This is a genomic window from Salinivibrio sp. EAGSL (assembly GCF_013366455.1).
Classification (GTDB): Bacteria; Pseudomonadota; Gammaproteobacteria; order Enterobacterales; family Vibrionaceae; genus Salinivibrio; species Salinivibrio costicola.
This window is the reverse complement of sequence record NZ_JABWMG010000001.1, coordinates 185,683-209,857: the sequence shown is the minus strand read 5'-3', so window position 1 is coordinate 209,857 and position 24,175 is coordinate 185,683. Positions and strand designations below refer to the sequence as shown.

Below are 24,175 nucleotides of genomic sequence, written 5' to 3'. Positions count from 1 at the left end.
AATAAAGAACGAGCGCTCTTCATTGAAGAACGCTCGTGCTAAATTATAAAAGACCACTAATTGATTGTGTTAGTCCTTTTTTCAGTTCTGGTTCTGCTTCAGCGAACTCTAGGTTGACTTTATTGGCAGTAGAAAGCACTCGTGTTTGATAACGTTTCCACTGCGTTTTCTCCGTAGATTTTACTACCTTCTTGCTGCTTGAGCCTTGCGCAAGTTGAGAATCAAGAGCCTCAGTAACTACGACACCATCAGATGCGCGCTCAGAAATCTGTAGGTCAGTGATCATTGAGTAATAGACATCTTCGACCATTGCATCAGCGACTAGGCCAATAGCCGCGCCCGCCAGTGATGCTGCGCCTCGACCTGAACCGCCACCAAATTGAGCTCCTGCTAAAGCACCACCAACAGCGCTACCAAAACCTTGAGATAAAAAGTTTTCACTTTCACGCAGGTCAGCTTTACCGACTTGTAAAATATTTGCCTGAATCATGTAATGGGCTTTGCTTGGATCTTCTAAAACCTTATATCCACGGCTTTCAATTTTTGTTTTGATATCAGATTTTATATCAAGGTTGGGCTTGTCTGAGGTATTTCTAATTTGTAGGAATACTGTGCGTTTTGATGGAGCAACTGGATCGAGAAAGACGGTATCGCTCATTTTTGTCTGTACGTCAAGATTACGCTTTTTAACAAGCGTATTTGTTGCGGAGCACCCAGTAAGTACGAGTGTCAATGACATTAATGCGGCAAGAAAGATATTTTTTTTCATGGTGATAGATAGTGTTTATATAAAAAGGGACACTATCCTAATCAACTTATTAGGCAAATTGGAATCTTTCTATTACATTTGCTTTCTGTTTGGTGATCGAGGTCATGTATTTTTGACACCAAAATGACATATCTGTTTTTTTTGAAAATGTCATGGTGGTTAAAATATAAAAAAGGCGCCCCTGAGGACGCCTGATCTCATTCCATCTTTATCGACACAGCGATTAGATGCGGATGAAGTCCATGTGTTCAACTTTTGGCTTGAACGGGTGACGTTGGATGTCTTGTGGCTTCACTTTTACTTCTTGGCCATCAATAACCAGGATGATGCCTTCGTAGAATTCAGGCTTATCCATTTGGTTAACCACAACAGGGTGGTTCAGTGCGATAGATACAGGCTCTTGGTTGCCACCGTAAACAATCGCAGGGAATTTTTTCTGATGACGTAGGCGGCGGCTCGCACCTTTACCCTTTTCTGTACGTACTTCAGCTTCGAATTTAAACATAATTAATAACTCTCTTTAGAGTGAAAAAATAGCACTGAGCGTAGCGACCTAACTCAGTACCCAAAAACGAGCGCGGATAGTAGCACTGGTTGCGCGCGAAAACAAGCGTCATCGGTGCGCAGAAGGCCTGCTTGCGCGTGTTAGTCGGCTTCTGCAAAGGCTTGCCCACGACTTTGTGCCAACATCGCCTGCAATCTGTCTTGGCTAATAAAACTATCGACATCAAAGATCTTCTGGCGCAGATGCCAAAAACGGCCTTGTTTGCGTGCAATGACAAAATCAGGCGGACGAAATCGATGTTGTGACGCTGTCACTTTAGTGGGCGCGGTATCGGTGAAGGGACGATGGCGATCGACTAAATGTGGGCGAACAAACCGCGCTAAAAAGTCGTGTTTCTGTTTCTTGGTCGCAAGTGGCCAGACTTCATGTAAATCGTTGCCATCGTTGGTGTGATAGGTCACTTTTAATTGCGGTTTTTGGTAGCGGTTTTTGCCCGCTGTGAGGGTCATATCGGCACACGCCACCACAAGTGCGTCTTTGAGTTTGAGTGCCTCACGCAGTTTTTTATCTGGATCGATTAACGGTGCGTCGCATTGGTGGCAGCGGCGGGCGGCAATATCGTTATCGGCGCCGCATTCATCGCAAAATTTAGCGCGAAACCGATAGCCGCAGATTTCACGCTCCCCGGTCTCGTCTTCAAAATACCCTTGGCATTGGCGACCGTAATGCTCAAGTAAAAAGCCATTGTCATCCAGTTTGCCCCAAAAGCTATTGTTAAACCCGCACGCAGGGCAAGGAATGGTGACTAACTCGCTGTCGCTATCGGGTTTAGGCATACCAATTTCGGGCTGATACAGGTCGTAAACATTGCCGGCATAATCAAGGATAAGACAGTCTTTTTTTCCGGGCGCTAATCGCAATCCACGACCGGCTATTTGCTGATAAAGGCTCACTGATTCCGTGGGACGTAATATTGCAATTAAGTCCACATGAGGGGCATCAAACCCCGTGGTGAGAACGGAGACATTGACCAAGTATTTCAGTGCTTTTTGTTTAAACGCCTCAATAAGACGATCTCGTTCAAGGCCAGGGGTGTCGCCGATGATCAGCGCGGCGCTGTCTTTAGGAAGATAGGTGATGATTTCTTTGGCATGGTTGACAGTCGCAGCGAAAATCATCACCCCTTGGCGCGGGCGCGCATACTCAAGGATTTGTTCGACAATTTGCGGGGTGGCACGCGGGGCATTGGCGACGACCTTATCGAGATCCGCTTCACGGTAGTAGCCGCTGGCAGTGCGTGAGACTTGTGAAAAATCATAGCTAAGAAGCGGTGCATCCAAAACATGGGCCGGGGTTAAAAACCCTTCATCCAAAAGATGGCTGATGGGCAGTTCGAAGACGCAATCGCGAAAAAAACGGGTGTCAGTGGTGCGGACTTTACCACTAGTGTGGTACTGATAAATCCAATCTTGTCCTAACCGATATGGCGTAGCGGTTAACCCGAGTACTTTTAGACCGGAATTGACATGTTGTAGGTGCTGAATAACACGACGATAACTGCTGTCTTCGTTGTCAGGAACGCGGTGGCACTCGTCGATCACCAGCAGCGAGAATTGGTCGGCAAAGGCGTCGAGGTTGCGCACGACCGATTGTACCGAGGCGAACACGACCTTTTCATTTGATTCCTTGCGTCCTAAACCAGCGGAGAAAATACCGCCGGTGAGCCCATAGCCTTCATACTTGGCGTGGTTCTGCTCGACAAGCTCTTTAACATGCGCCAAGACCAGAACTCGGCCTTTGGCAATACGCGCTAATTCAGCGATTACCAAACTTTTCCCGGCGCCCGTGGGCAGAACTGCAACGGCAGGCGATGTATGACGGCGAAAATAGTGCAGGACGGCTTTAACAGCGTCAGACTGGTACGGACGTAAGGTATACATAATCAAAAAACGGCCTAAGTGAGACCGTTTAGTTTACTGACTTGTTCGCTCAGGTACAGACTATTTATACCCAACCGATAAATTTATCCCTAACCGATAAATCACGGTCCATTATAGCCGTTTCGTGAAAATACAATGCTGACGGCGTGGTTGGTAATCAAACTGCTCGTAAAACAGGCGAGCGCCTTTGTTACCAATGTTCATTTCTAAAATCACGGCCACACACTGCCTTGTTTTGGCTTGCTTTTCTACCTCAGGGATCACTTGCGAACCCACGCCTTGACGGCGCCAGGTTTGCTGAATGAAAAACTGATCGATCACACCGACGCTGCCGCCATTTTCGACACTAAAACTATAGGCTAAGACGATAAACCCGATCGTATCCGTTCTTCCTTCGTGCTCAACATCAATCAGAAATACATCGCCACGCTCGGGTTGTGACAATAGTGTGTTAAAGGTAGAAACCACCGGCTCGCGATCAAACGGCAAGGCCTCATGCTCATGTTGTTCGCGCGAAAGTGTGAGTAAGGTTTCCAGTGTATCGACGTCAGGGCGGCGAAGAGAGACAATCATGGTGTTTCCTTTTTATCACTGATTGGTCAAGACGACCGTATCATACTCGCCAAGCCGGTAGGCTCAATCTCGGTGCGTTTTTCGATTAGCACGATGTGACAGACTCGGCGTCTCAACAAAAAGCGTTTGGTAGTGCTTGCATTATGACTAACGCATGTCACTGACAATGAGAGTGAGTGTATCTTATTGCTTTCAGTTTTGCCGCCAAATCTAGTAAAACTTGATCTGTGTCTTCGTGGCGATGTGACGTATAATCGCCGCAAACATAGGTGTAATGAATGGTAATATGCGGATAGATAAATTTTTATGTGAAACCCTAGGGGTAACACGAAAGCAAGCTGGCCGAGTGCTGAAAAGTGAAAGCGTCACCATCGATGGTGAGATCGTAAAATCTGGCGCCATCAAAGTCGGTAAAACCGCGGATGTGCAATTTGAGGGACGATCGTTAACCTTGTCTGGCCCACGCTACTTTATGATGCATAAACCTGCGGGCGTGGTGTGTTCACACGAAGATGCCTTTAATCCCACGATATTTGTTTTGCTCGATGAAGTGAACGCAGAAAAGCTGCATATAGCGGGTCGCCTGGATGCAGACACAACAGGCTTATTGTTACTGACCGACGACGGCCAATGGTCTCACCGTATCACGTCACCCAAGCATCAGTGCACAAAAACGTACCGGGTGTGGTTAGCCGATCCGATCAGTGAAGATACGGCGAGTCAGTTTGAGCAGGGTGTGATGTTACGCAGTGAGCAGCAAGCGACATTGCCCGCTAAGCTCGAGCAGGTGGGTGAGTATGAAGCCTTATTGACGATTCAAGAGGGTAAATATCATCAAGTGAAACGTATGTTTGCCGCAGTCGGTAACAAAGTAGACGCTTTGCATCGCGAATCTGTGGGTGCGCTTGAGCTCGATGACACGCTCGAGCCTGGCGAATATCGCCCTCTCACCGATGAAGAAATTGCCTTGTTGGCATAATCTTGTTGGCATAATTAAGTGTGACACCTTAGATCCCACCTAGGGCAACGATCGACCCGAAAGCACAGTTCTCGCTGTGCTTTTTCAATGTGAGCGAAGTAATTTTTTAAGCGGGTTTTGAACATTGATTTTAAAGACTGGTGTTAAAGATTGGTGATGAAAAGAAAGACATTCTTTCCCACTACGCAATAATAAATTGTTACACTTTGAACAAGCTCACGTTATTTCCCTTTTTCCTGTCTTTCACGTTAAGGAGTGTTATGTCGCAATCATCGGCTGTTACGTCGTCCCCAGCGCAGTTAAGTTGGCTGTTAATCCTGGTGCTTGGGGCCATTGCTGCATTGACCCCATTGGCGATCGATATGTATTTGCCCGCCATGCCGGCCATTGCCGCGGATTTAAACGCGCCCAGTAGCGCGGTAAAGTCGACGCTGGTGGCCTATACCGCTGGCTTTGCGATTGGACAGCTTTTCCACGGCCCAATTTCGGACAGTTATGGTCGTAAACCTGTGATGCTTGGTGGCGTTGCGCTCTTTTTTATCTGCGCTGTGGTCAGTGCGATGGCCCAAGATATTGATGTATTAATGATTGCGCGTACCACACAAGGCTTTGCCGGTGCAGCGGCGGCGGTGATCATTCAAGCCTTGGTGCGCGATATGTTCGAGCGCGAAGAGTTTGCGCGTACCATGTCGTTTATTACGTTGGTGATGACGATTGCACCTTTGGCAGCGCCAATGATTGGCGGTTATCTGCTGACTTGGTTTGACTGGCGTGCGATTTTTTGGGTCCTGGCAGGATGGGCCTGCTTTGTGACCTTGTGCATTATTTTTCGGATCCCCGAAACGTTACCGCGAGAAAACCGTCCGCCCATGCGGATTGGTGCCTCGTTGCGTAACTATGCCCGCATGCTAAAAACTCCCTTTGCGGTAGGGATGATCTTTTGTTCTGGGTTCTCGTTTGCTGGGATGTTCTCGTTTTTAACCGCGGGCTCGTTCGTCTATATCGACTACTATGGCGTCAGCGCCCAGATGTTTGGCTATCTTTTTGCGCTTAATATCGTTTGCTTGATTGTGATGACGTTTATCAATGGGCGCTTGGTCCGCAAAATGGGATCACATTGGATGCTGCGGCTCGGGTTGGGTATCCAGCTGGTGGCGGGCATTGCCATTGCTGTTTTTCAATGGTTAGACATGGGGCTTTGGGGCACGGTGATCCCGGTGATGACGTATGTCGGTGTGATTTCAACCATCGGCAGTAATAGTATGGCGTGCTTGCTGGCGTGCTATCCACAAATGGCAGGTACTGCATCATCTCTGGCGGGTACCATGCGTTTTGGTATTGGATCTCTAGTCGGTGCAGGCGTTGCCGTGGTCTCTGATGGAACACCTTGGGGGATGATTGGCGCCATCGCGATTTGTGCGATACTCTCTGCCGTTTTCTACTGGACGCTAGCACGTAAAGAACCATGAGTTATGTCATCACCATTCAAACCGTTATGGCTGCGGCCTTCGATGAGTTAGCTGCCGCCATCGATGCTAAAAAAGTGGCTGATGCGCCAGCCGCTCGCGAGGTGTTTTTAGGTCGTTGGGTGGCGCAAGCGGTTAAGAAACAGCGTTTTCACCACAGCGTAAAAGCGGATTTGCAACGTTGGACGCAGCGTGCCCGTAGTGCCGGCACTCAAGCCGGATTAGAGGCCGAATTTCGACACATTCAGCAACTCTATACGCAGTGGTTTCCGGTCGATGAGCCGGCAAGCCCGGTCCAGCATGCCCAATTACAACAGATGATTGATAGTGCCCGCGAGGCGGGTTGGATGCTGCACACCCAGACGCCGATTGATCGAAAGGTCAAGATTGTCTCTGAAGGACAGCATTCACTGGTGGTATGTCCTGAGGCAACTCAGGCGGCATTCAATGCAGAAGGGCACTTAGCTCATCCTCTTAGCATTTATGTGCGTGGACCAGAAATTGATGTAATGAATTGGGCGCATCAAGCCAAACTGGCACCCACGAAAGTCACGGCCTATAAGTCGATCGTTAAATATCATGCTGAATATCGACTTTGGCCCGACAATCATGCGGATTGCTTAATGGTGATGCCGCGGCAATCTATGGTGAAAGAATACCGCTGATGAGCATTGAGAAACCGTCTGAGGGCGGTTTTTTCTTGTTTGAAAGCCACGTAAACTAGGCGCGTTGCCTTATCGGTTGGAGTCTGTTGTGAGCGCTGTTTCTCGTCCTTTTTTTGATGTGGTGTTTTTAAAACGCTTACTGTTAATTGCCATTCCCATTGCCCTCCAAACCATGATGTTTTCCAGCCGCAGTTTGGTCGACATCCTGATGGTCGGTCAGTTAAGTGAGGCTGATGTCGCTGCGATTGGGATTGCAGGGAAAGCAATGTTTGTTTCCACCCTGTTAATTTTTGGGGCGATGACCGGTGGCTCTATGTTGGTCGCGCAATACTGGGGCGCGGGCGACAGGCAAGGGTTTCGAGAAAAAATTGCGCTGACCGTGACCCTAACTAATGCCACTGCGGCGTTAAGTGCCTTTGTTTTTTGGGTCTATGCGGACGTCATTATTGGCTTTGCCAGTGATAACCCAACGGTGATTGCCTTGGGGCAAGACTACTTGCAGATCGCGGGGTTATCGCTGTTTTGCTTGGCCAGTGTGTCAGGGCTGGCGGCGGGGCTGCGTGCCATGCATAAACCGGGGATCAGCACTTTTTTTAGTGGCGTGGGGATCAGTGTGAATATCCTACTCAACTGGGTGTTTATCTTTGGTCACTTCGGCGCGCCAGAGCTCGGATCAAAAGGGGCCGCAGTGGCAACGGTTCTCAGTGGTATTGTGGAAGTTGTCGCCTTGTATACCTATTTGTACCGTCGCCAACACCTTGTTGCCTTTTCCCTTGCTGAATGGCGCACGTCGCTCTCACTGGTGGCAGTAAAACGCTTTTTGGCGCTTTCTTTGCCGACTGCGTTTAACTTTTTAATGTGGTCGTCCGGCTTGTTCATTTACCACGCCATTATTGGTCATGTGAACGAAGCAGGGCTAGCCGCGATAGCGGTGATCACTCCGGTTGAGTCGTTATCGCTCTCTTTTCTGATTGGCACAGCCAATGCTGCCGCTGTGTTAGTGGGGAACAACCTGGGTGCTAAACAAACCGACACCGCCTATCATCAAGCATGGCAAGTGGCGGTGTTTAATTTGATTGCAGGCGTCTTTATTGCCGCAGTGATGCTGCTGATTAAACCTTGGGTCTTGGGGTTTTTCCCCGCATTGACTGGTGAAACGGCACAAATTACTGAATATTTCTATTGGGCAATGTGTGCGCTGATTGTGGTTAAAACCATCCCAATGGCGATGATCGTCGGTGTGCTGCGTGCCGGTGGTGATGTGCGCTACTGTCTGGGGCAAGACTTTGTTGCGCAGTGGTTGATCGGTATTCCCGTGGTGCTCGCTGCTGCCGTGGTGTTTGAATGGCCGGTTTATTGGGTCTATGCGTTATTGGCGACAGAAGAAGTCGTCAAATGGGTCGGCTCTGTCATTCGGGTTAAATCGGGCGTATGGCTAAACTATCTTGTCGATGATGCCCGTTGATTGAAAAGAAGACGCAATGGGAAGCTGTCTACCTAGTTTTGCCCTTTTCTCAGCCTCTTAATTGGGGTACATTGCCAAATTAGTCAAACAGTGTGACCTAGTTCTCGTTTATTGCTGTTTTAAAACACTATGAGGGTGTGCATTGGCATGTTAGCAATTAAAGCGCTGTGCAAGGGATATCAGGACGGGGGCGATTTTCATCCTGTGCTTCAAGGCGCGGCGATGTCGCTGTCTTCCACCAGCCAGCTTGCGCTGATGGGAGAGAGCGGCTCAGGCAAGAGTACCTTACTGAACTTAATTGCTGGGTTGGATAAACCCGACAGCGGTGAGATCTGGCTGGATGATACCCCTTTACACGCGTTAACCGAACGAGCGCGTACTCAGTTCCGTCGTCAGAACATTGGTCTTATCTTTCAGCAGTTCAACTTGCTTCCTACGCTATCGATTGCCGACAACATCCGCTTTTGTCGCCAGTTAAAAGGGCTCAAAGACGATGCGAATTTATGGCGGCAAATTGTCTCTCAGCTTGATTTAATGCCGCTATTAAATCGATACCCGGAAGAAGTGTCAGGCGGGCAGCAACAGCGTGCCGCGATCGCCCGTGCTTTATACATGGCCCCCAAATTATTGTTGGCCGACGAACCTACCGGTAGCTTGGACGAGCGCAACGCGGATGCGGTCATGCGTTTGCTAACCACGTTGACACGTCAGCAAGGCTCGAGCCTTTTATTGGTCACGCACAGTGATACGGTTGCCAGCTACTTACAGGGCAGCATTGGGCTGCAAGGAGGCGTGCTCAGTGTTCGGGCCCGTCGCTAATGCACTATGGGGGCACTATCGCCGCCATCCTTTTCAGATTTTGCTGGTATGGCTAGGGCTAACCCTTGGGGTCGCTCTGCTTGTTGGCGTGTTATCGATTAACCAACACGCCCAGCAAAGCTATCGGGAAGGTGCCAAGCTGTTTAGTAATCCTTATCCGTTTAGCATTCATCACACCCAGCGGACCCAACGTGTGCCGCAGGCGTTTTATATTGATTTACGCCGGGCAGGCTTAACGCAGTGTGTTCCTGTTGATCGCTTGCAAGTCGTGACACCGTCACTTGATGATCTCAATCTTATGGGCGTTGATACCATTGCCATGTTGCCGCTGTTAGCTGAACGTGGCGGTGATAACGGGCGTGCAAACAAGGGGATATCACCGGTCAATGCAATCACGCCGCCTTATCCGGTTTATGTTGGTGAGGCGATGGCGAACCATAAAGGCTGGAAAGATGGGCAAATGATTGATCTGCTTGATTATCCAGCTATTGGCCCCTTGCGAGTACTCGACAACGATGCCCTGAGTATGGGGACGTATTTAGTTGCCGATATGGCGTTGCTACGTACCTTGTCCTCACACGCCGGTATCGCCGACATCCTGTGTGGGTCTTTAACGCAAGCGGAGCGCCAGCAGATTCGCAATGTGTTACCACCTGCACTGACATTGACCAAAACACAGGCCACACAGTTAGGGCCGCTCACCCGTGCTTTCCATCTTAATTTACTTGCCATGGGATTACTGGCTTTTGTGGTGGGCCTGTTTATTTTCTATCAAGCGATTTCGCTTTCAATGACACAACGGCAACCGCTGGTGGGGGCGCTACGCCAACTCGGTGTTGATGGACGTCAACTCTCTGGGGTTATGCTTGCTGAGATTCTCGTATGGGTTGTGCTTGGCGTGATGAGTGGCAATGTGTTGGGCTTGATGCTAGCCAATCAATTACTCCCTGCCGTCGCTACCACCTTGTCTGACTTGTATGGCGCTGATATTGACTTGGTGATGCATTGGCAATGGCAATGGGGATTGGCGAGTCTGTTGCTCGCGATCTTAGGGGCGATGATGGCATCAGCCTGGCCGCTGGTGCGCTTACTTAACACATCGCCGGGGCGCTTATCCCAAAGAATGACACTAATTCGAGGGACACACCAAGAGTATGCGGTGCAAGCGATCATCGCGATACTATTGGGCGTAACAGCTTGGGGCGTGTCTTACTGGGAAAGTAGCCAATGGCAAGGCTTTACGCTGATCGCATTAACCATGTTAAGTGCCGCCCTAGCGTTGCCCTATGCCTGTGGCTGGTTGTTTCATACCTTGGCGCGCGGCTATGCGGGCGCACGTTGGCGTTGGTTCTTTACCGATGCGGCGGCCAGTTTAAGCTACCGAGGTGTTGCCGCGATGGCCTTTATGCTTGCTGTTTCTGCGCATATAGGTATGGAAACCATGGTGGGGAGCTTTCGCACCAGCACCGAAACTTGGCTGCAGCAACGGTTAGCCGCGGATGTGTATGTTCGACCCGGCAATGCTTTGCTACCCAGAATCGAATCCTGGCTTGAACAACAAGAAGACGTGTCGCAATTTTGGGCCACTTATCGACGTGAGTTGGTCGCGCCCCAAGGACGCCTTGAGGTGTTATCGGTTGGTGATCGAGCGCTAGAAAAGCAATCGTTAGCCGTCAAATCGGCCCAACCCCAATATTGGTCACAATTACACCAGCAACGTGCGGTACTGTTAAGTGAATCACTCGCCGCTAAATTTGACGTAAGTGTTGGTGAGATGGTTAATCTGCCCGCACCGATGGGCGAACGCTGGCACGTGGCAGGGATCTATTACGATTACGGTAATCCTTACGGACAGTTGGTGGTTTCAACGCATGGTGAGGCGGGCAAATGGCTAGCTCAAGGACGTCCATCGTTGGCGGTAGTACTCGATAAAGAAGCCCCAAGTGATCATTTTGTTGATCAAATGAATACACGGTTTAGCCTGAGCAATGGTCAGGTGCAAAATCAAGCCGACATTATGCGTTATGCCATGCGCATTTTTGATCGAACGTTTACTGTCACCGAAAGCTTGTGTGTGTTGATGTTGATCGTGGCGATTAGCGGCTTGTTTTTCGCAACGTTAGCCACGGAGCTATCGCGGCAACGCCAGTACAGCTTGTTGCGTTATTTGGGCCTATCAGGGCGAGAGCTCATTGCTCTTGGGGGCGGGCAATTGGTGATCCTTGGGTTAGTCAGTGCCCTTATCGCGATCCCGCTTGGCTTGGTGTTAGCGAGCATGTTAATTCATGTTGTTCTCAAAGCGTCCTTTGGTTGGACAATGACTATGAATTTTTTCCCAATGACGTATGCAACGACCATTAGCCTTTCAATGCTCGCCTTGATGGTGGCCGGGGCGTGGCCGGTTTACCGTATGCTTAAGCGGACAGCCGCCGCGTCGTTACGTGATGCGCAATAGGAGAGTCGCCGTGAGATCAAGTCAGCGAAAGTTAAGCCCTATTGGCCGTGTAGTGTTTGGCTTAATCGGAGTGATGGTGTTGGGGGTCTTGATTGGGTTGGGAAAACAGTCTTCATCGTCGACCGACTTAGCGGATGGCTTTGATGTGTTTGGCCAACAAGATGGCTTTGCCGCTGTTACGCCTGATTATACACCTCTTTATCCGCAGGATATGGCCTCTCATCCTGCATTTGCCACGGAATGGTGGTATTTGACAGCCACACTGACGGATAATGCGGGACAAGAATACGGTGTGCAATGGACCCTATTTCGCCGTGCGCTGAGTCCTCGCCACCAAACAGGATGGGCAAACCAGCAGCTTTATATGGCGCATGTTGCTATTACGCGTGCCGATCAACAGTGGGAAGCCGAACGTTTTGCCCGTGGTGGTATTGGTCAGACTGGCGTGACACTGTCACCATTTCAGGCTTGGCTGGATGATTGGCAATGGCAGGGGGGCGAGCAACCTTTACCGGCGCAAGTTCGTGCATCATGGTCCGATAAGGATGCAACATTGGGGTTCGCACTCCAGGTGGCTGACGGTGGCTTGCGCGTGAAACAGGGCGAGCAAGGATACAGTATTCGCCATGCCAATGAGCCGTCAGCGTCTTATTACTTTTCTCTGCCACAATTGATCATTGAAGGTCAGCTTATCATCGACGGTGAGACAATACCCGTTTCGGGAAAAGGGTGGTTCGATAAAGAATGGTCTAGCGGTGCGATGGCATCGGATCAAAGCGGATGGGATTGGTTCGGGCTTAATTTAGACGATGGTCGCGCGTTAATGGTCACCCAAATCCGAGGCAGTCAGCCCTTTATGTTTGGCTCATTAACGTATCCAAATGGGCGCATTGTGGCCTTAGCGCAATCGGATATTCGGATGTTACCTATTAGCCATGCCAAAATGCGCGAGGGGATCAGTTTGCCGATAGCCTGGCAGATACAAGTACCAGACGAAGGGATTAACATCACTACGCAGCCACTCAATGCGCAAAGTTGGATGGCGCTGAGTGTGCCGTATTGGGAAGGGCCAGTGCGCGTGCAAGGAAGCGCAACAGGCCGCGGGTTTATGGAAGCGACGGGCTATTAATTGAGGCCAACCCAGGCCTGGGTTTGATGTGGGCGCCATATTGGCTGACGCTCGACGGTAATCACGCCAGGCTGGTTATCGCCTTGAGCGGCAGACACCGCAAGGCTTAAGGCAGCATCACTGATCGCTTCAAATTGCTGCGGCAAAGACTGCACACCAAAAGGCAGAAAGTCTAAAATACGGCTATCACCAAAAGTGGCGAAATACAGGGCTGTGGGGGCGATACCGGTCTGACGAATCGCATCCAGCACACCCTCGCAAAGGGTAAACGATGTCGTTAAAAGCGCATCGGGTAAATCCCCAGCGTCTATCCATTCGGTCATTAATCGCTGTCCTTCTGAACGGCTAAAGGCATTGCCATAGCGTACTTGTCCCTCGACGTGCTGTGCGTGTAATGCCTGAAAAAAACCTTGCTCACGATCTTGAGATATCGCCAGAGCCGGTACTGCACCGATTAACCCAGCTTGATAGACATCGGTTGGGCTGATCAAGCGATCCGTCAGCTGATAAGCCCCTTTCGCATCGTCCGTTAAAACGTTGGCAAATTGTGTGGCATCTAAGCCACGGTCAATCGCGATAATCGGGGTGCCTTGCTGCTGTAGTTTCGGATAAAAGGCATTATCGGCCGGTAAACAAGAGGCCACAATTAAGGCATCAATCTTTCTGGATACTAGCGTCTGTGCAACCGTTTTTTCTCGCTCAGGATCGTCGTCTGATCCCGTAATAATCACCTGATAACCCTGATCATGCGCCTTGCGTTCAAAGAGTTTGGCTAACGTTGCATAGCTGGTATTAGCAAGATCTGGAACCACTAAGCCCAGTGTATGGGTCGTGCCTGCTCGTAATGCCGTCGCTGCGCGGTTAGGTTGATAATTATGTTGCTCGACCACCGCCATCACGCGTTGACGTGTTTGCTCGCTGATCCGGTAACGGTCGGCTTTACCATTAATCACATAACTGGCTGTTGTGCGTGACACCCCAGCAAGGCGGGCTATTTCATCTAGCTTCATAAACGAATCCTTAGTGCGCCGATCGTTATTGATGGCTTTGTGAATGCGATCAAAGTTTGCACATACCCGATCAATAATAGGCTTGCATTATAAGCTAAAACGATTCAGCCTTAAAGCTGAAAGGTTTCAGCTTTGGATGTAAATCGCGTCACCATCACACGAATGTTATTTATTGCGTCGTGTTTCGATAATCGTGGCTAGAATGAATCGACAGTAACGATGAGATTCATTTCATCGATAACGCGGGTAATTGCCGCCAAAAGCTGAAACGATTCAGCCAAATGGTATAGCGAAAGACTGTACACAAAAAAACATTATTAGGGTCTGAAGTAACGTGAATGAAGACCAATCCCTGATCCCGATATACCGTCATGACAGCGTGGTCTGGCGTGACAAAAACGATTAACCCGTGCACTTGGCACTGACCCTTTGCACTTGGCATTGCCCCTTTGCACTTGGCATTGATATAAGAGGAAAGCCCTCATGCTGGCACTTAACGCACAAGATATTCATATGCAGCAACATGCTGCCTCCAAGCAAGACGCGATTAAAGCCATTGCCGGTTTGCTGACGCAAAAAGGACTGGTAGAGGCCGGCTATCAAGACGGCATGTTAGCGCGAGAAGCACAAACCAGTACCTATTTGGGCAGTGGGATTGCCATTCCACACGGCACAACCGATACCCGTGATCAGGTTAAACAAACGGGGGTGCAGGTTTTTCATTTCCCTGATGGTGTGGATTGGGGAGACGGAAATCTTGCTTATGTGGCCATTGGTATTGCCGCTAAGTCTGATGAGCACCTTAGTATTCTACGCCAGTTAACCCGTGTGCTATCTCAAGAGGGCGTTGAGGAAGCATTGCAAAAGGTTGAGCGTGCTGAAGAGGTCGTTGCGATCCTCAATGGTGAAACAACCGGCGCACAAAGCCTAACCTTTAAACCAGAGATGATACTGAGCGGCTTTCCAGCTTCAGACATGACTACCCTCCAAGCGGTGGGAGCCGGCCTGCTCAAAAACCATCATTGTATCAATCACGAGGGCGTGAGCCAGTTAGTGGCAGGCAATCCTATTCATTTGGGTCAAGGGCATTGGCTGCTTGGGGTTAATCAAGGCGTTGAACAAACAGGCGTATCCGTTGTGATGCCAGCAACGTCATTGACGCATCACGCGCAGTCTGTCAATGCACTTTGGTGCATAGCAGCGAATAATGCGGCCCATCTTCCTGTCTTGAAAACCTTAACGCAGTGGAAAGCCGACGATCAATTGGCGACCTGTATTGATCTCTCGCCACAGGCGCTGGTTAACGCATGCAGTCCCCAGACGTCAACAGGGGCATCGCCAGCGGCGGCGTCGACCGATGAACGTCAAAAAGCGACCGATAAAGCGATTCAAGAAGGTGAAAACGGTACATTTACCATCACCAATACGCATGGTTTGCATGCACGTCCAGGGGCAATGTTGGTCAACACTGCGAAAAAATTTGATGCGGATATTCAAGTTGCCAATGCGTCGACCCAATCAGACTCGGTCAATGCGAAGAGCTTGATGAAAGTGATTGCCTTAGGGGTAAAACATGGCCATCAGTTGCACTTTACCGCGCAAGGTTCGGATGCAGCGCAGGCGATTTCTGCACTCGGGAATGCCATTAAAGACGGATTAGGAGAACACGCATGAGTGCCATCTTAACCGTCACCTTTAATCCAGCTCTCGATATGACAGGAAGTGTCGGGGTATTGCAACCGGGTGATGTCAACTTGGTGCAAAACTATACCCTGCATCCTGCAGGAAAAGGCGTCAATGTTGCACGTGTGTTAAGCGATTTAGGGGCCACTGTGTCGGTCTCTGGCTTTCTCGGTGCAGACAATCAAGACCCATTTTCCCAGCTTTTTGCTGAACAGGGCGTTGCCGATCACTTTTTGCGCGTGCCAGGGGTAAGCCGTACCAATGTCAAGCTGGTAGAAAATACAGGCCGGGTAACGGATTTAAATTTTCCCGGCATGGCGGTAGACCCGACCCATATTGATGCGTTGACCGAGACCTTGCACGCACTGGCACCAAGCCATGAATGGATCGTATTGGCGGGCAGTTTACCGCCAGGTGTCACCACTGAACAGCTGGTGATGTGGATTAGCACCTTGCGAGAAGCGGGCAAAAAAGTGGTCGTCGACACCAGTCAACACGCGCTTCGTGCTGCCATTGATGCAACGCCTTGGTTGGTTAAGCCCAATGAAGCGGAGTTAGCACAGTGTCTTAATGAATCTATCAGTAATGAGCAATCTGTTTTATTAGCGCGTGGTGAACAGCTCTTTAACCAAGGGATCGCTAACGTGGTCATTTCGCGTGGGGTCGATGGGGTATTGTGGCGCGATCATCAAGGCTGGTTAAAAGCCGTAGCGCCGGCCCAGCAGGTGGTGAGTACCGTTGGTGCGGGGGACTCCTTGGTCGCGGGTCTGGTCTCTGGCTGTCAAGCTGGGCTGAGTAAAGAAACGGCACTTCGCCAAGCCGTTGCCATATCGGCGCTTGCCGTCACTCAAGTGGGAGTGGGGGTGAGCAATCATGAAAACGTGAATCAATTATCCGAACAAATCAGCGTGTCGCCTGTTGAGTTGTCAGTGCATGCGCAATAAAACCAATCCATAAGTGGGGTAGAAGGTATGAATCTGGTCATTGTTACGGCATGCCCTAGTGGTGTCGCCAATACCGTTATTGCGGCGGGGCTTCTCGAGCAAGCCGTCGATGCAAAAGGATGGACGGCACAAATAGAGTGTCAGTCGAGTGTCCAATCGACAAAAGTATTGTCAGCCGCAGAGATAGAACACGCCGATCGCGTGCTGCTCGTTGGCGATCCGAAAGAGACGGCGCGCTTTAATGGTAAACCTGTTTACCAGGCAAGCCTTGATGAAGTCATGGTGGACGCACAGGCCGTGTTGACGGCGGTATCGAATCAGGCCCAGCCTTATGAGGCTTCCGTATCCAGTGAAAGTGGTGACAAACAGCCGGTTCGTATTGTCGGGATCACGGCTTGTCCGACGGGCGTTGCCCATACCTTCATGGCCGCTGAAGCGATTGAAGAAGCCGCGAAGGCGAAAGGGTATCAGGTTAAGATCGAGACACGTGGCTCGGTGGGGGCGAAAAATAACTTAACTGATCAAGACATTGAACAAGCGGATCTTGTCTTTATCGCGGCGGATATTGAGGTCGATCTCAGTCGCTTTGCCGGTAAACGTTTATATAAAACCAGTACTGGGAGCGCGTTGAAAAAAGCGGCACAAAGTTTGGATGATGCTTTGGCGAACGCCCATGTTCACCAAGCCGGACAAACTAATACCGCGAATAGCACTGCAAACCAAGGTGAACGGAGTGGCGTTTATAAACACCTTATGACCGGGGTGTCACACATGTTGCCTTTGGTTGTGGCCGGGGGGTTAGCCATTGCGCTCTCGTTTGTGTTTGGTATTGAGGCGTTTAAAGAAGAAGGGACGCTTGCAGCGGCCTTAATGGAAATTGGCGGTGGTAGCGCGTTTGCGCTGATGGTCCCGGTACTGGCGGGCTTTATTGCCTTTTCTATCGCGGATCGTCCGGGCCTGGCACCCGGGCTTATCGGTGGTATGCTTGCAGCCTCAACAGGCGCGGGCTTCTTAGGGGGTATTCTGGCTGGTTTTATTGCCGGTTACAGCGCTAAGTTCGTTGCGGACAAAGTCAGCTTACCGGCTTCAATGGAGGCGCTCAAACCCATATTGGTGATCCCGTTATTGGCCAGTTTATTTACCGGTTTGGTGATGATCTATGTGGTAGGTGGCCCCGTTTCGGTGGCGATGGAAAGTCTAACAACCTTCTTGCAAAGCATGAATTCAACCAATGCCGTCATCTTAGGCGTGTTACTCGGCGCCATGATGTGCTTTGATCTCGGTGGCCCGGTGAATAAAGCCGCGTATACGTTTGGCGTTGGATTGATTGAAAGTGGTACCTACATGCCAATGGCTGCCATTATGGCTGCAGGCATGGTGCCGGCATTAGGAATGGGTTTATCGACTTTCCTTGCCAAACGCAAGTTTAACGATGCCGAACAAGAAGCAGGTAAAGCGTCATTCGTTTTAGGACTGTGCTTTATTTCAGAAGGCGCGATTCCGTTTGCAGCGAAAGACCCGATGCGTGTTATTCCATCGTGTATTGCCGGTGGCGCATTAACGGGGGCGATCTCAATGTTGATTGGCGCGAAATTAATGGCGCCGCACGGTGGCTTGTTTGTCTTGCTCATCCCAAATGCGATTAGCCCTGTCTTGCTTTATCTCGCCGCCATTACGGCCGGTACCTTGGTGACAGGTTTAGTCTATGCGTTGATTAAGCCGGTGAGCCAAGCATCACCATTAACGGCAACCCAGTCGTCTTAGTCAGACCTAAAACGCGCACGTAAAAAAGGCCCTTGATGGGCCTTTTGTTGTTTATGATAACGCTGTGTTGTTTATGATAACGATTCCGGCTGAGGGACCACAGGATAGCGAACTCCCATCATTTGCTCCATACAATGGATGACCTGACAGCTGTATCCAAACTCGTTGTCATACCAAATGTACAGTACGCAGCGGTTACCCTCGGCAATCGTCGCCTGGCTATCTACCACGCCGGCAAAGCGAGACCCAATCAAATCACTCGAGACGAGTTCGGTGGATTGGGTATAATCGATTTGGCCTGAAAGCGGCGAGTAGAGCGCGACGTCTTGCAGGTACGCGTTGATTTCATCTTTGCTGGTGGCGTGATTGAGGTTGAGGTTTGCAATCGCCATCGAGACATTCGGGGTTGGGACACGCACTGAGTTGCCAGTGAGTTTTCCTTTTAGTGCCGGCAATGCTTTTGCTACCGCGCTTGCTGCGCCCGTCGACGTCAGTACCATGTTGAGTGATGCTGAACGACCACGTCGATCGCCTTTGTGGTAGTTGTCTATTAAGTTTTGATCATTGGTAAACGAATGGACGGTTTCAATATGACCACTATCAATGCCAAATTTATCCTGCATGGCTTTGAGCACTGGGGTAATCGCATTGGTGGTGCAACTGGCGGCGGAGATAATTTTGTCATCGTGACCAATGACATCATGATTGACACCGAACACCACATTTTTAAGCGCGCCCTTACCTGGGGCGGTTAGCAAGACTTTGTCTGTCCCTTTGCTATCAAGATGCTGACCGAGTCCTTCTTCATCACGCCACATCCCCGTATTATCGACCACTAAGGCATGGTGAATGCCATACTGGGTATAGTCGACCTCAGTTGGGTTATTGGCATAAATGACTTGAATGAAATTACCATTGGCGATCAGAGCATTACGGGTCTCATCCACAGTAATGCTGCCATTAAATGGACCGTGCACCGAATCACGACGCAATAAGCTGGCGCGTTTTTCCAAATCGCCTTCTTTGCCACCACGGACCACTATCGCACGTAAACGTAATGGATAGCCTGGCCCACTTTTCTCAACCAGTAGACGTGCGAGTAACCGGCCAATACGGCCAAAACCATAAAGCACCACATCTTTGGGCTCGACGCTGTTGCCAGTGCCGATTAAGTGATTCAATTGGCTATGAAGAAAATCAGTAATCCCATGCTCACTGTCATGTGATTGCCAGTACGTCCACGCCAGCTGGCCAATATCAATTTTACTCGGGGCCAGGTCGAGTTCGGCCATCGCTTCGATTAAAGGGAGGGTTTGGCTCGGGGCTAATGTGTCGCCAGTGTAACGACGTGCGACGCGGTGAGCTTTAATAATATCAATGGTACTAGCGTTGATAAGCTGACGGCCAAAGAGTTGAATCTCTACGCCTTTTTGGCGATAGAGCTGGCTCAACAGCGGATACATGGTTTCAGAGTGAGTTTGACTGGTTTGCCAGTCGAGTAGGTAGTGTTCTGGACTCATGAATCGACCTTTTCACGAATGATTGTGGGTGGGCAGGGTGCCCAGTAGGGTAATGGACTGATCATTGCCAGCCTTATTATTTTGTTGCGCAGTCTAAATGACCCAGAATTATTCACCTACTAAAAATAAGTCCTAAAATTCAACCACTCATATACGATTAAGAACGATAAGAACGAGTAATAGAGCGGGAAGGTTGTGATCAATGTTGTAACTTATATGAAACAAAAGCGATAAATTCAATATTATTGTGAGCGGGAAAAGATGAAATGTTATTTTGTTTTTTGTCGAAAATTAAGTGGGTAAAACACAAAAAAGTCGCGAACAAGCAACAATAATGGCTACTTGTTCACGAATTGAGGCGTAACTCGCTGATTTTTAAGTTCGATGTTAATTTATATGGGCGTTCGTGCTTAGATCCCGAGTTCATCTAACAAGTCGTTACTGCCATTGTCTTTCTTTTCATTTTTATCGTTAGATTTTCCTTCCAGCTGACGCACGGTTTCTGCCTCTAAAATAGAATCCGGGTCGACTTCTTCGCCTTCTTCAAAATCTTGCAGCTGAATGAATTCAGTGCGTTCCATCGCGAGTTCTAGATAAAAAATATGATTATTTTCGGTGGTAAAGCTGACCCGGCGCGCTTGAGGTTTATCAATATTGCTGTCGACAGACACGGAGATATTTTTGTTCACCGCCATCATCTTCGGCTGGTTTTGCGTGATAGACGTCTGAATTGAGCGCTTAATCTTGCCTGTGAAGTCACCGATGATTTGGTTCATCAGTTCGCCAAGTACATCACCGACTTCATCCGCTGTATGTTGAGTGGCAAGCTCTTCTTCGGGGATCCCCATATGCTGCATATAGTTGCGATAAATCTCTAACGCCGCTTGTGAGGAGAAGTTAATCACGACGAGTCCCGAAAAGCCGCCATCAAATAATACAAAGCACCCGATATCCGGCTTAAGACTGGTTTTGACTATTTTTTGCACCATTGCGGCATGATGCACGGGAGAGTCCGTGGCTTTGGTTAACACTGCTGTGGCAGATTGACATAGTTTGAGCAGGATGTCCTCGGAGGTGACAACTTTGGTTTTTCTCATTATTCACTACCGTTTTGGTTGCTGATACTTACCTTGAGTGTGGCACCGGAACGCGAGGTTTGTACACCGATTTTCTAGATATTCGGATAAGGGATCACACCGATTCACTATTTTTGATGTTGGACACATTAAGTCTCAAGCGTGTCGAGCGCACGAGTCAGACGTATGATCGCCGTTTGCATCTGCGCTAACGCTTTGACAAGTGCTTGTGTGTCCTGTGTGTTGGCAGCATGTTCGGCGTCAAGGCACGCTTGATGCAATTCTGTTGCGCCAATACTGCCTGTCGCGGACTTCTGTTTATGTGCTGTGTCTTTGATATCTTGCCAATCTGTAAACGGCGGCGCTAACTGGCTCAGCGTGTTGATGCTCGGTAAACTGCGCCGGCGAAATATCGCAATGATATCAAGATAAGCGTGTTTCTGGCCGGCGTAGAGTCGTTCGATAACACTTAAATCTAAAACGGTTGGCGAGCTCTCGTGTTGCACAGAGAGGGTAGACGTTTCCTCTTGCGCCTTGTCGGTGGTTGAATGGGAACCTTGGTGAAGCCAGTGACTTAAGCGGCTTTCGAGCTGCTCTAAGTCAATGGGCTTGGTGATATAATCATCCATACCCGCTGCAAAACAACGTGCGTCTTCACCACTGAGTGCATTGGCAGTAATAGCGATAATAGGGACGTATCCCGTGGATGACTGCTGCTCTCTCAATGCGGCTGCGAGTGCATAACCATCTTTATTGGGCATATGGCAGTCTGTTAAGACCAGATCAAAGCGCGTGCTTTGGTAAGCCTGCAATGCTTGTTCACCATCATCAACCATCACAACGTGATAACCGAGATAATGGAGTTGTTGTGTCAAAACGCGTTGATTAGTGGGGTTGTCTTCGGCAACCAGTATATGTCCACGTATCGATTTGCCATGGCGCTCTCTTGCTTGCATATCGGGGATAATATTTAGCTCGAGAGATTCCCCCAACATGCTAACCTCTGGGCTGTCTAAGCCTAAACACACACGGATCCCATGCACTAAGCGGCGATAAGTGAGCGGTGAGGCAAAAAGCTCGACCAGGTATTTGTTAGGATGGGTATTCAGTGACAGCTTCTCTCGTAGCGCAATGATGTGTTTCACCCCAAGCGCATCAAAACGCGTCTCGTCACTTGTATCTTGAGTGATCAAGAGAACATGTCTGGCAGCGACAAGCGCAGGCGTGCTTGACGCCTCCTTTTGTAGGATAAGCGTCTCGTTTGGATTAGCTGTCGCATGTGCAATACCTAAATGATTGAGATAGAGGTTGATGGCGTGTTTTAGCTCGCCGTCGGGTAAATCAAGGTAAATAAACAGTGTGTCGATATCGTCACGACTAAGTGGCGCAGGATGAGGTGCACCCAATCTGTCAGTGGTGTAACTTAAGCGAACTTGAAATTCGGTTCCTTTATCCTGTTCACTCTCAACCGTTATCTCACCATCGAGTAAATCGATAATATTTTTACAAATCGCCAACCCGAGTCCGGACCCACCATACTCACGCGTTGTGGATGATTCCGCTTGGTTAAAGGGTTGAAATATGGTGTCTAATTTGTCGGGGCTGATGCCTATACCATTATCCGCTATTGTGACGTTCAATCCTGTTTTTCCGGTGTGCCTGTGTCGAACGGTGTGATTTTGACATCGACTTTTCCCAGCTTGTCACGGTGACTGCCAGAAAACTTAATTGCATTGCCCACAAGGTTATAAAGGACCTGTTTAAGCCGGTTAGGATCGCCAATCAGTGAGTCAGGCAGTTCAGGATCAATAAATAGTGACAATGTCACATTTTGTTTTTTGGCATTGTGGCTCACCGTGTCCATCACTTGATCAACCGTTTCAGAGAGAGAAAAGGTAACCTGCTCCAGCTGCAGTTTTCCTGATTCGGTGCGGGAGAAATCAAGAATATCGTTAATAATCGAAAGCAATGAAAGGGCTGATTCTCTTACTGTGCTCAGCAACCCGTGTTGGGATTGGGTTAGCGAAGAGCGACGCAGTAGATCCAACATCCCGATGACCCCGTTCATGGGGGTGCGTATTTCATGGCTCATGGTGGCAAGAAACTGCGCTTTAACCCGAGATGCACTTTCAGCTCGTTCCTTTTCTGCTATCAACTGCTCACGTGCTTGGTTGCGCGAGATAATGTGGGCTCGGAATATCACTAAGCTCTGCGCAATCTTTCCGACTTCATCGGTTCTATCTTGAAAATGACTAGACGGTGGTGTCATGTCACCCGCGACCAGTCGCTGCATCGAATCTGCCAGCGCGGCGATTGGCTGAGTAAAAGACTGATAAATATAAAAATACATGCCGCTACTGACAAACAAAATAAATAACAATAAATAGCCAAGATTCAATTGATTGGAATGAAGAATAGATTGTAAGTCGGTCATTGAGCGGGTAACTTCATTACCTGTGCCTTGTGCAAAACGGGAAAGTGCATTCTCTAGCGCATGATACTCATGATCGCTGAGCGTGCGCACTGCCTTCATGGCAGCGACTTTCGCGTTCGGTTGGTAATTGTTAAAAATGGCAATACCGCTGCGCTTAAAGCTAGTAAAATGATTGTTTAATCGCGCAATTTTTTTTAGTGAGGCAGGGTCATTAAGCTCGAACTGTGTTAATGACAAATATTGCTCAAAGGTAACCATATCTTCCATAAAGTATTGACGGCTACTCGTGCGACCTTCTAAATACTGATTTAGCTCGGTAAGCATATCGCCGTTTTCATCGACGAGCTCGTCAAGGTATTGTAATACCGCTAAGTTGTCAGGTTGCTTTAACTCCTGGGTGGCTTTGAGTTCGGCAACGAGGTTATCAATTGGGCGAGCGACATCAATGGATAATCGCATCAATTGCTTGCGTGCCCATTGCTCAGCCACCGGATCAAACTCGGTTAATACTTTTTGATGTGCGATGCGTTGAAAGCGTTCGTAGAGTTGACTGACTTTTTCGAGTTGTTGTTTTTCATCGGGTTTGATGGTTTTTAGTTCTTTTAGCGCGTTTTCAAAGTCTTGTTGATTCTCTAGAAACACTGATAGCGATTCGTGCCGTCCCATGACATATTTAAGCATGCTAGCATTCATGTCGCTCACCGAACGTAGCATCTGCATCGTAATAATGGCGCTGGGAATTTCGTGATGGGTAGCGCGCTCTACATCACGATTGACACGCTCTTGCATGATATAGCTTGAAACCGATAATCCGAGCACCATCAGCGTGATAAACGTCATGATTAATCCGATTTTGCTGACAATGCTCTTACTAAATGGGCGCGGACGGTTTACCTTCATGGTTTTTTCCTACATCCTTGTGAGCGATTGATTCGGGCGTATCCGTGAAAACAGCTCAGTGTGTGGTTTATTTTCATCA

General features: G+C 49.2%; 19 protein-coding genes. 10 read left to right on the top strand and 9 right to left on the bottom strand.

Annotated features, from left to right (window positions below; translation table 11 throughout):
* Positions 1-43: 43 nt before the first annotated feature.
* The 4 genes from HLG76_RS00955 to HLG76_RS00940 all read right to left on the bottom strand — a co-directional run bounded on the left by HLG76_RS00955 (position 44) and on the right by HLG76_RS00940 (position 3,787).
* Positions 44-769 (bottom strand): complement resistance protein TraT, encoded by a 726-nt coding sequence (locus tag HLG76_RS00955; RefSeq protein WP_077660710.1) that lies wholly within the window; start codon positions 767-769, stop codon positions 44-46.
* A 223-nt stretch (positions 770-992) separates the two neighbouring features.
* Positions 993-1,274, bottom strand: coding sequence for a 50S ribosomal protein L25 (gene rplY, locus HLG76_RS00950; protein ID WP_021023262.1), 282 nt, complete (start codon positions 1,272-1,274; stop codon positions 993-995).
* 140 nt (positions 1,275-1,414) lie between these two features.
* Positions 1,415-3,214, bottom strand: a complete 1,800-nt coding sequence (locus tag HLG76_RS00945) for a DEAD/DEAH box helicase (RefSeq protein WP_175992948.1) — start codon at positions 3,212-3,214, stop codon at positions 1,415-1,417.
* Positions 3,215-3,325: 111 nt separating this feature from the next.
* The gene (locus tag HLG76_RS00940) at positions 3,326-3,787 is read right to left on the bottom strand and encodes a GNAT family N-acetyltransferase (protein ID WP_077575970.1); all 462 of its coding nucleotides are present in this window, start codon (positions 3,785-3,787) and stop codon (positions 3,326-3,328) included.
* 286 nt (positions 3,788-4,073) lie between these two features.
* Here HLG76_RS00940 and rsuA point away from each other — a divergent pair, with 286 nt between their 5' ends.
* From rsuA to HLG76_RS00905, 7 genes are all read left to right on the top strand, one after another.
* Positions 4,074-4,766, top strand: a complete 693-nt coding sequence (gene rsuA / locus HLG76_RS00935; protein WP_077460585.1) for a 16S rRNA pseudouridine(516) synthase RsuA — start codon at positions 4,074-4,076, stop codon at positions 4,764-4,766.
* 260 nt (positions 4,767-5,026) lie between these two features.
* Positions 5,027-6,235: a Bcr/CflA family multidrug efflux MFS transporter gene (locus tag HLG76_RS00930; RefSeq protein ID WP_077460584.1), complete on the top strand. Its 1,209-nt coding sequence runs from the start codon at positions 5,027-5,029 to the stop codon at positions 6,233-6,235.
* Complete coding sequence (locus tag HLG76_RS00925) at positions 6,232-6,897, top strand: DUF2913 family protein (RefSeq protein ID WP_077575971.1); 666 nt, start codon at positions 6,232-6,234, stop codon at positions 6,895-6,897. The genes HLG76_RS00930 and HLG76_RS00925 overlap by 4 nt, the downstream gene beginning before the upstream one ends.
* Before the next feature lie 88 nt (positions 6,898-6,985).
* Positions 6,986-8,362, top strand: coding sequence for an MATE family efflux transporter (locus HLG76_RS00920; RefSeq protein WP_021023256.1), 1,377 nt, complete (start codon positions 6,986-6,988; stop codon positions 8,360-8,362).
* Positions 8,363-8,509: 147 nt separating this feature from the next.
* Positions 8,510-9,181 carry an ABC transporter ATP-binding protein gene (locus HLG76_RS00915; protein ID WP_021023255.1) on the top strand — a complete coding sequence of 224 codons (672 nt, stop codon included), beginning with the start codon at positions 8,510-8,512 and terminating at the stop codon, positions 9,179-9,181.
* Positions 9,162-11,636, top strand: coding sequence for an ABC transporter permease (locus HLG76_RS00910; RefSeq protein ID WP_175992905.1), 2,475 nt, complete (start codon positions 9,162-9,164; stop codon positions 11,634-11,636). Before HLG76_RS00915 ends, HLG76_RS00910 begins: the two co-directional genes overlap by 20 nt.
* 10 nt (positions 11,637-11,646) lie before the next feature.
* A complete protein-coding gene (locus tag HLG76_RS00905) occupies positions 11,647-12,765 on the top strand; it encodes a lipocalin-like domain-containing protein (protein WP_175992904.1) in 1,119 nt (372 codons plus the stop codon).
* Here HLG76_RS00905 and cra read toward each other — a convergent pair.
* Positions 12,762-13,775 (bottom strand): catabolite repressor/activator, encoded by a 1,014-nt coding sequence (gene cra, locus HLG76_RS00900; RefSeq protein WP_077460580.1) that lies wholly within the window; start codon positions 13,773-13,775, stop codon positions 12,762-12,764. The two genes, HLG76_RS00905 and cra, sit on opposite strands and share 4 nt — an antisense overlap.
* 483 nt (positions 13,776-14,258) lie before the next feature.
* On the opposite strand from cra, the gene fruB reads away from it, so the two are divergent.
* The 3 genes from fruB to fruA are packed head-to-tail and all read left to right on the top strand — an operon-like array spanning position 14,259 to position 18,166.
* On the top strand, positions 14,259-15,449 hold the full coding sequence (gene fruB / locus HLG76_RS00895) for a fused PTS fructose transporter subunit IIA/HPr protein (protein ID WP_021023251.1): 1,191 nt from the start codon (positions 14,259-14,261) through the stop codon (positions 15,447-15,449).
* On the top strand, positions 15,446-16,402 hold the full coding sequence (gene pfkB, locus HLG76_RS00890; protein WP_077679051.1) for a 1-phosphofructokinase: 957 nt from the start codon (positions 15,446-15,448) through the stop codon (positions 16,400-16,402). Before fruB ends, pfkB begins: the two co-directional genes overlap by 4 nt.
* Positions 16,403-16,429: 27 nt before the next feature.
* Positions 16,430-18,166 (top strand): PTS fructose transporter subunit IIBC, encoded by a 1,737-nt coding sequence (fruA, locus tag HLG76_RS00885; protein WP_175992903.1) that lies wholly within the window; start codon positions 16,430-16,432, stop codon positions 18,164-18,166.
* Positions 18,167-18,237: 71 nt separating this feature from the next.
* Here the strand turns inward: fruA and HLG76_RS00880 are convergent, their stop codons facing one another.
* From HLG76_RS00880 to HLG76_RS00865, 4 genes are all read right to left on the bottom strand, one after another.
* Entirely contained in the window at positions 18,238-19,686 is a 1,449-nt protein-coding gene (locus HLG76_RS00880) for a glyceraldehyde-3-phosphate dehydrogenase (protein ID WP_175992902.1), read from the bottom strand.
* A 410-nt stretch (positions 19,687-20,096) separates the two neighbouring features.
* Positions 20,097-20,783, bottom strand: a complete 687-nt coding sequence (locus HLG76_RS00875) for a DUF3334 family protein (protein WP_077575979.1) — start codon at positions 20,781-20,783, stop codon at positions 20,097-20,099.
* A gap of 128 nt (positions 20,784-20,911) precedes the next feature.
* Positions 20,912-22,402 (bottom strand): response regulator, encoded by a 1,491-nt coding sequence (locus HLG76_RS00870; protein ID WP_175992901.1) that lies wholly within the window; start codon positions 22,400-22,402, stop codon positions 20,912-20,914.
* Positions 22,399-24,096: a histidine kinase dimerization/phospho-acceptor domain-containing protein gene (locus tag HLG76_RS00865; protein ID WP_175992900.1), complete on the bottom strand. Its 1,698-nt coding sequence runs from the start codon at positions 24,094-24,096 to the stop codon at positions 22,399-22,401. The genes HLG76_RS00870 and HLG76_RS00865 overlap by 4 nt, the downstream gene beginning before the upstream one ends.
* Between the last annotated feature and the right edge of the window lie 79 nt (positions 24,097-24,175).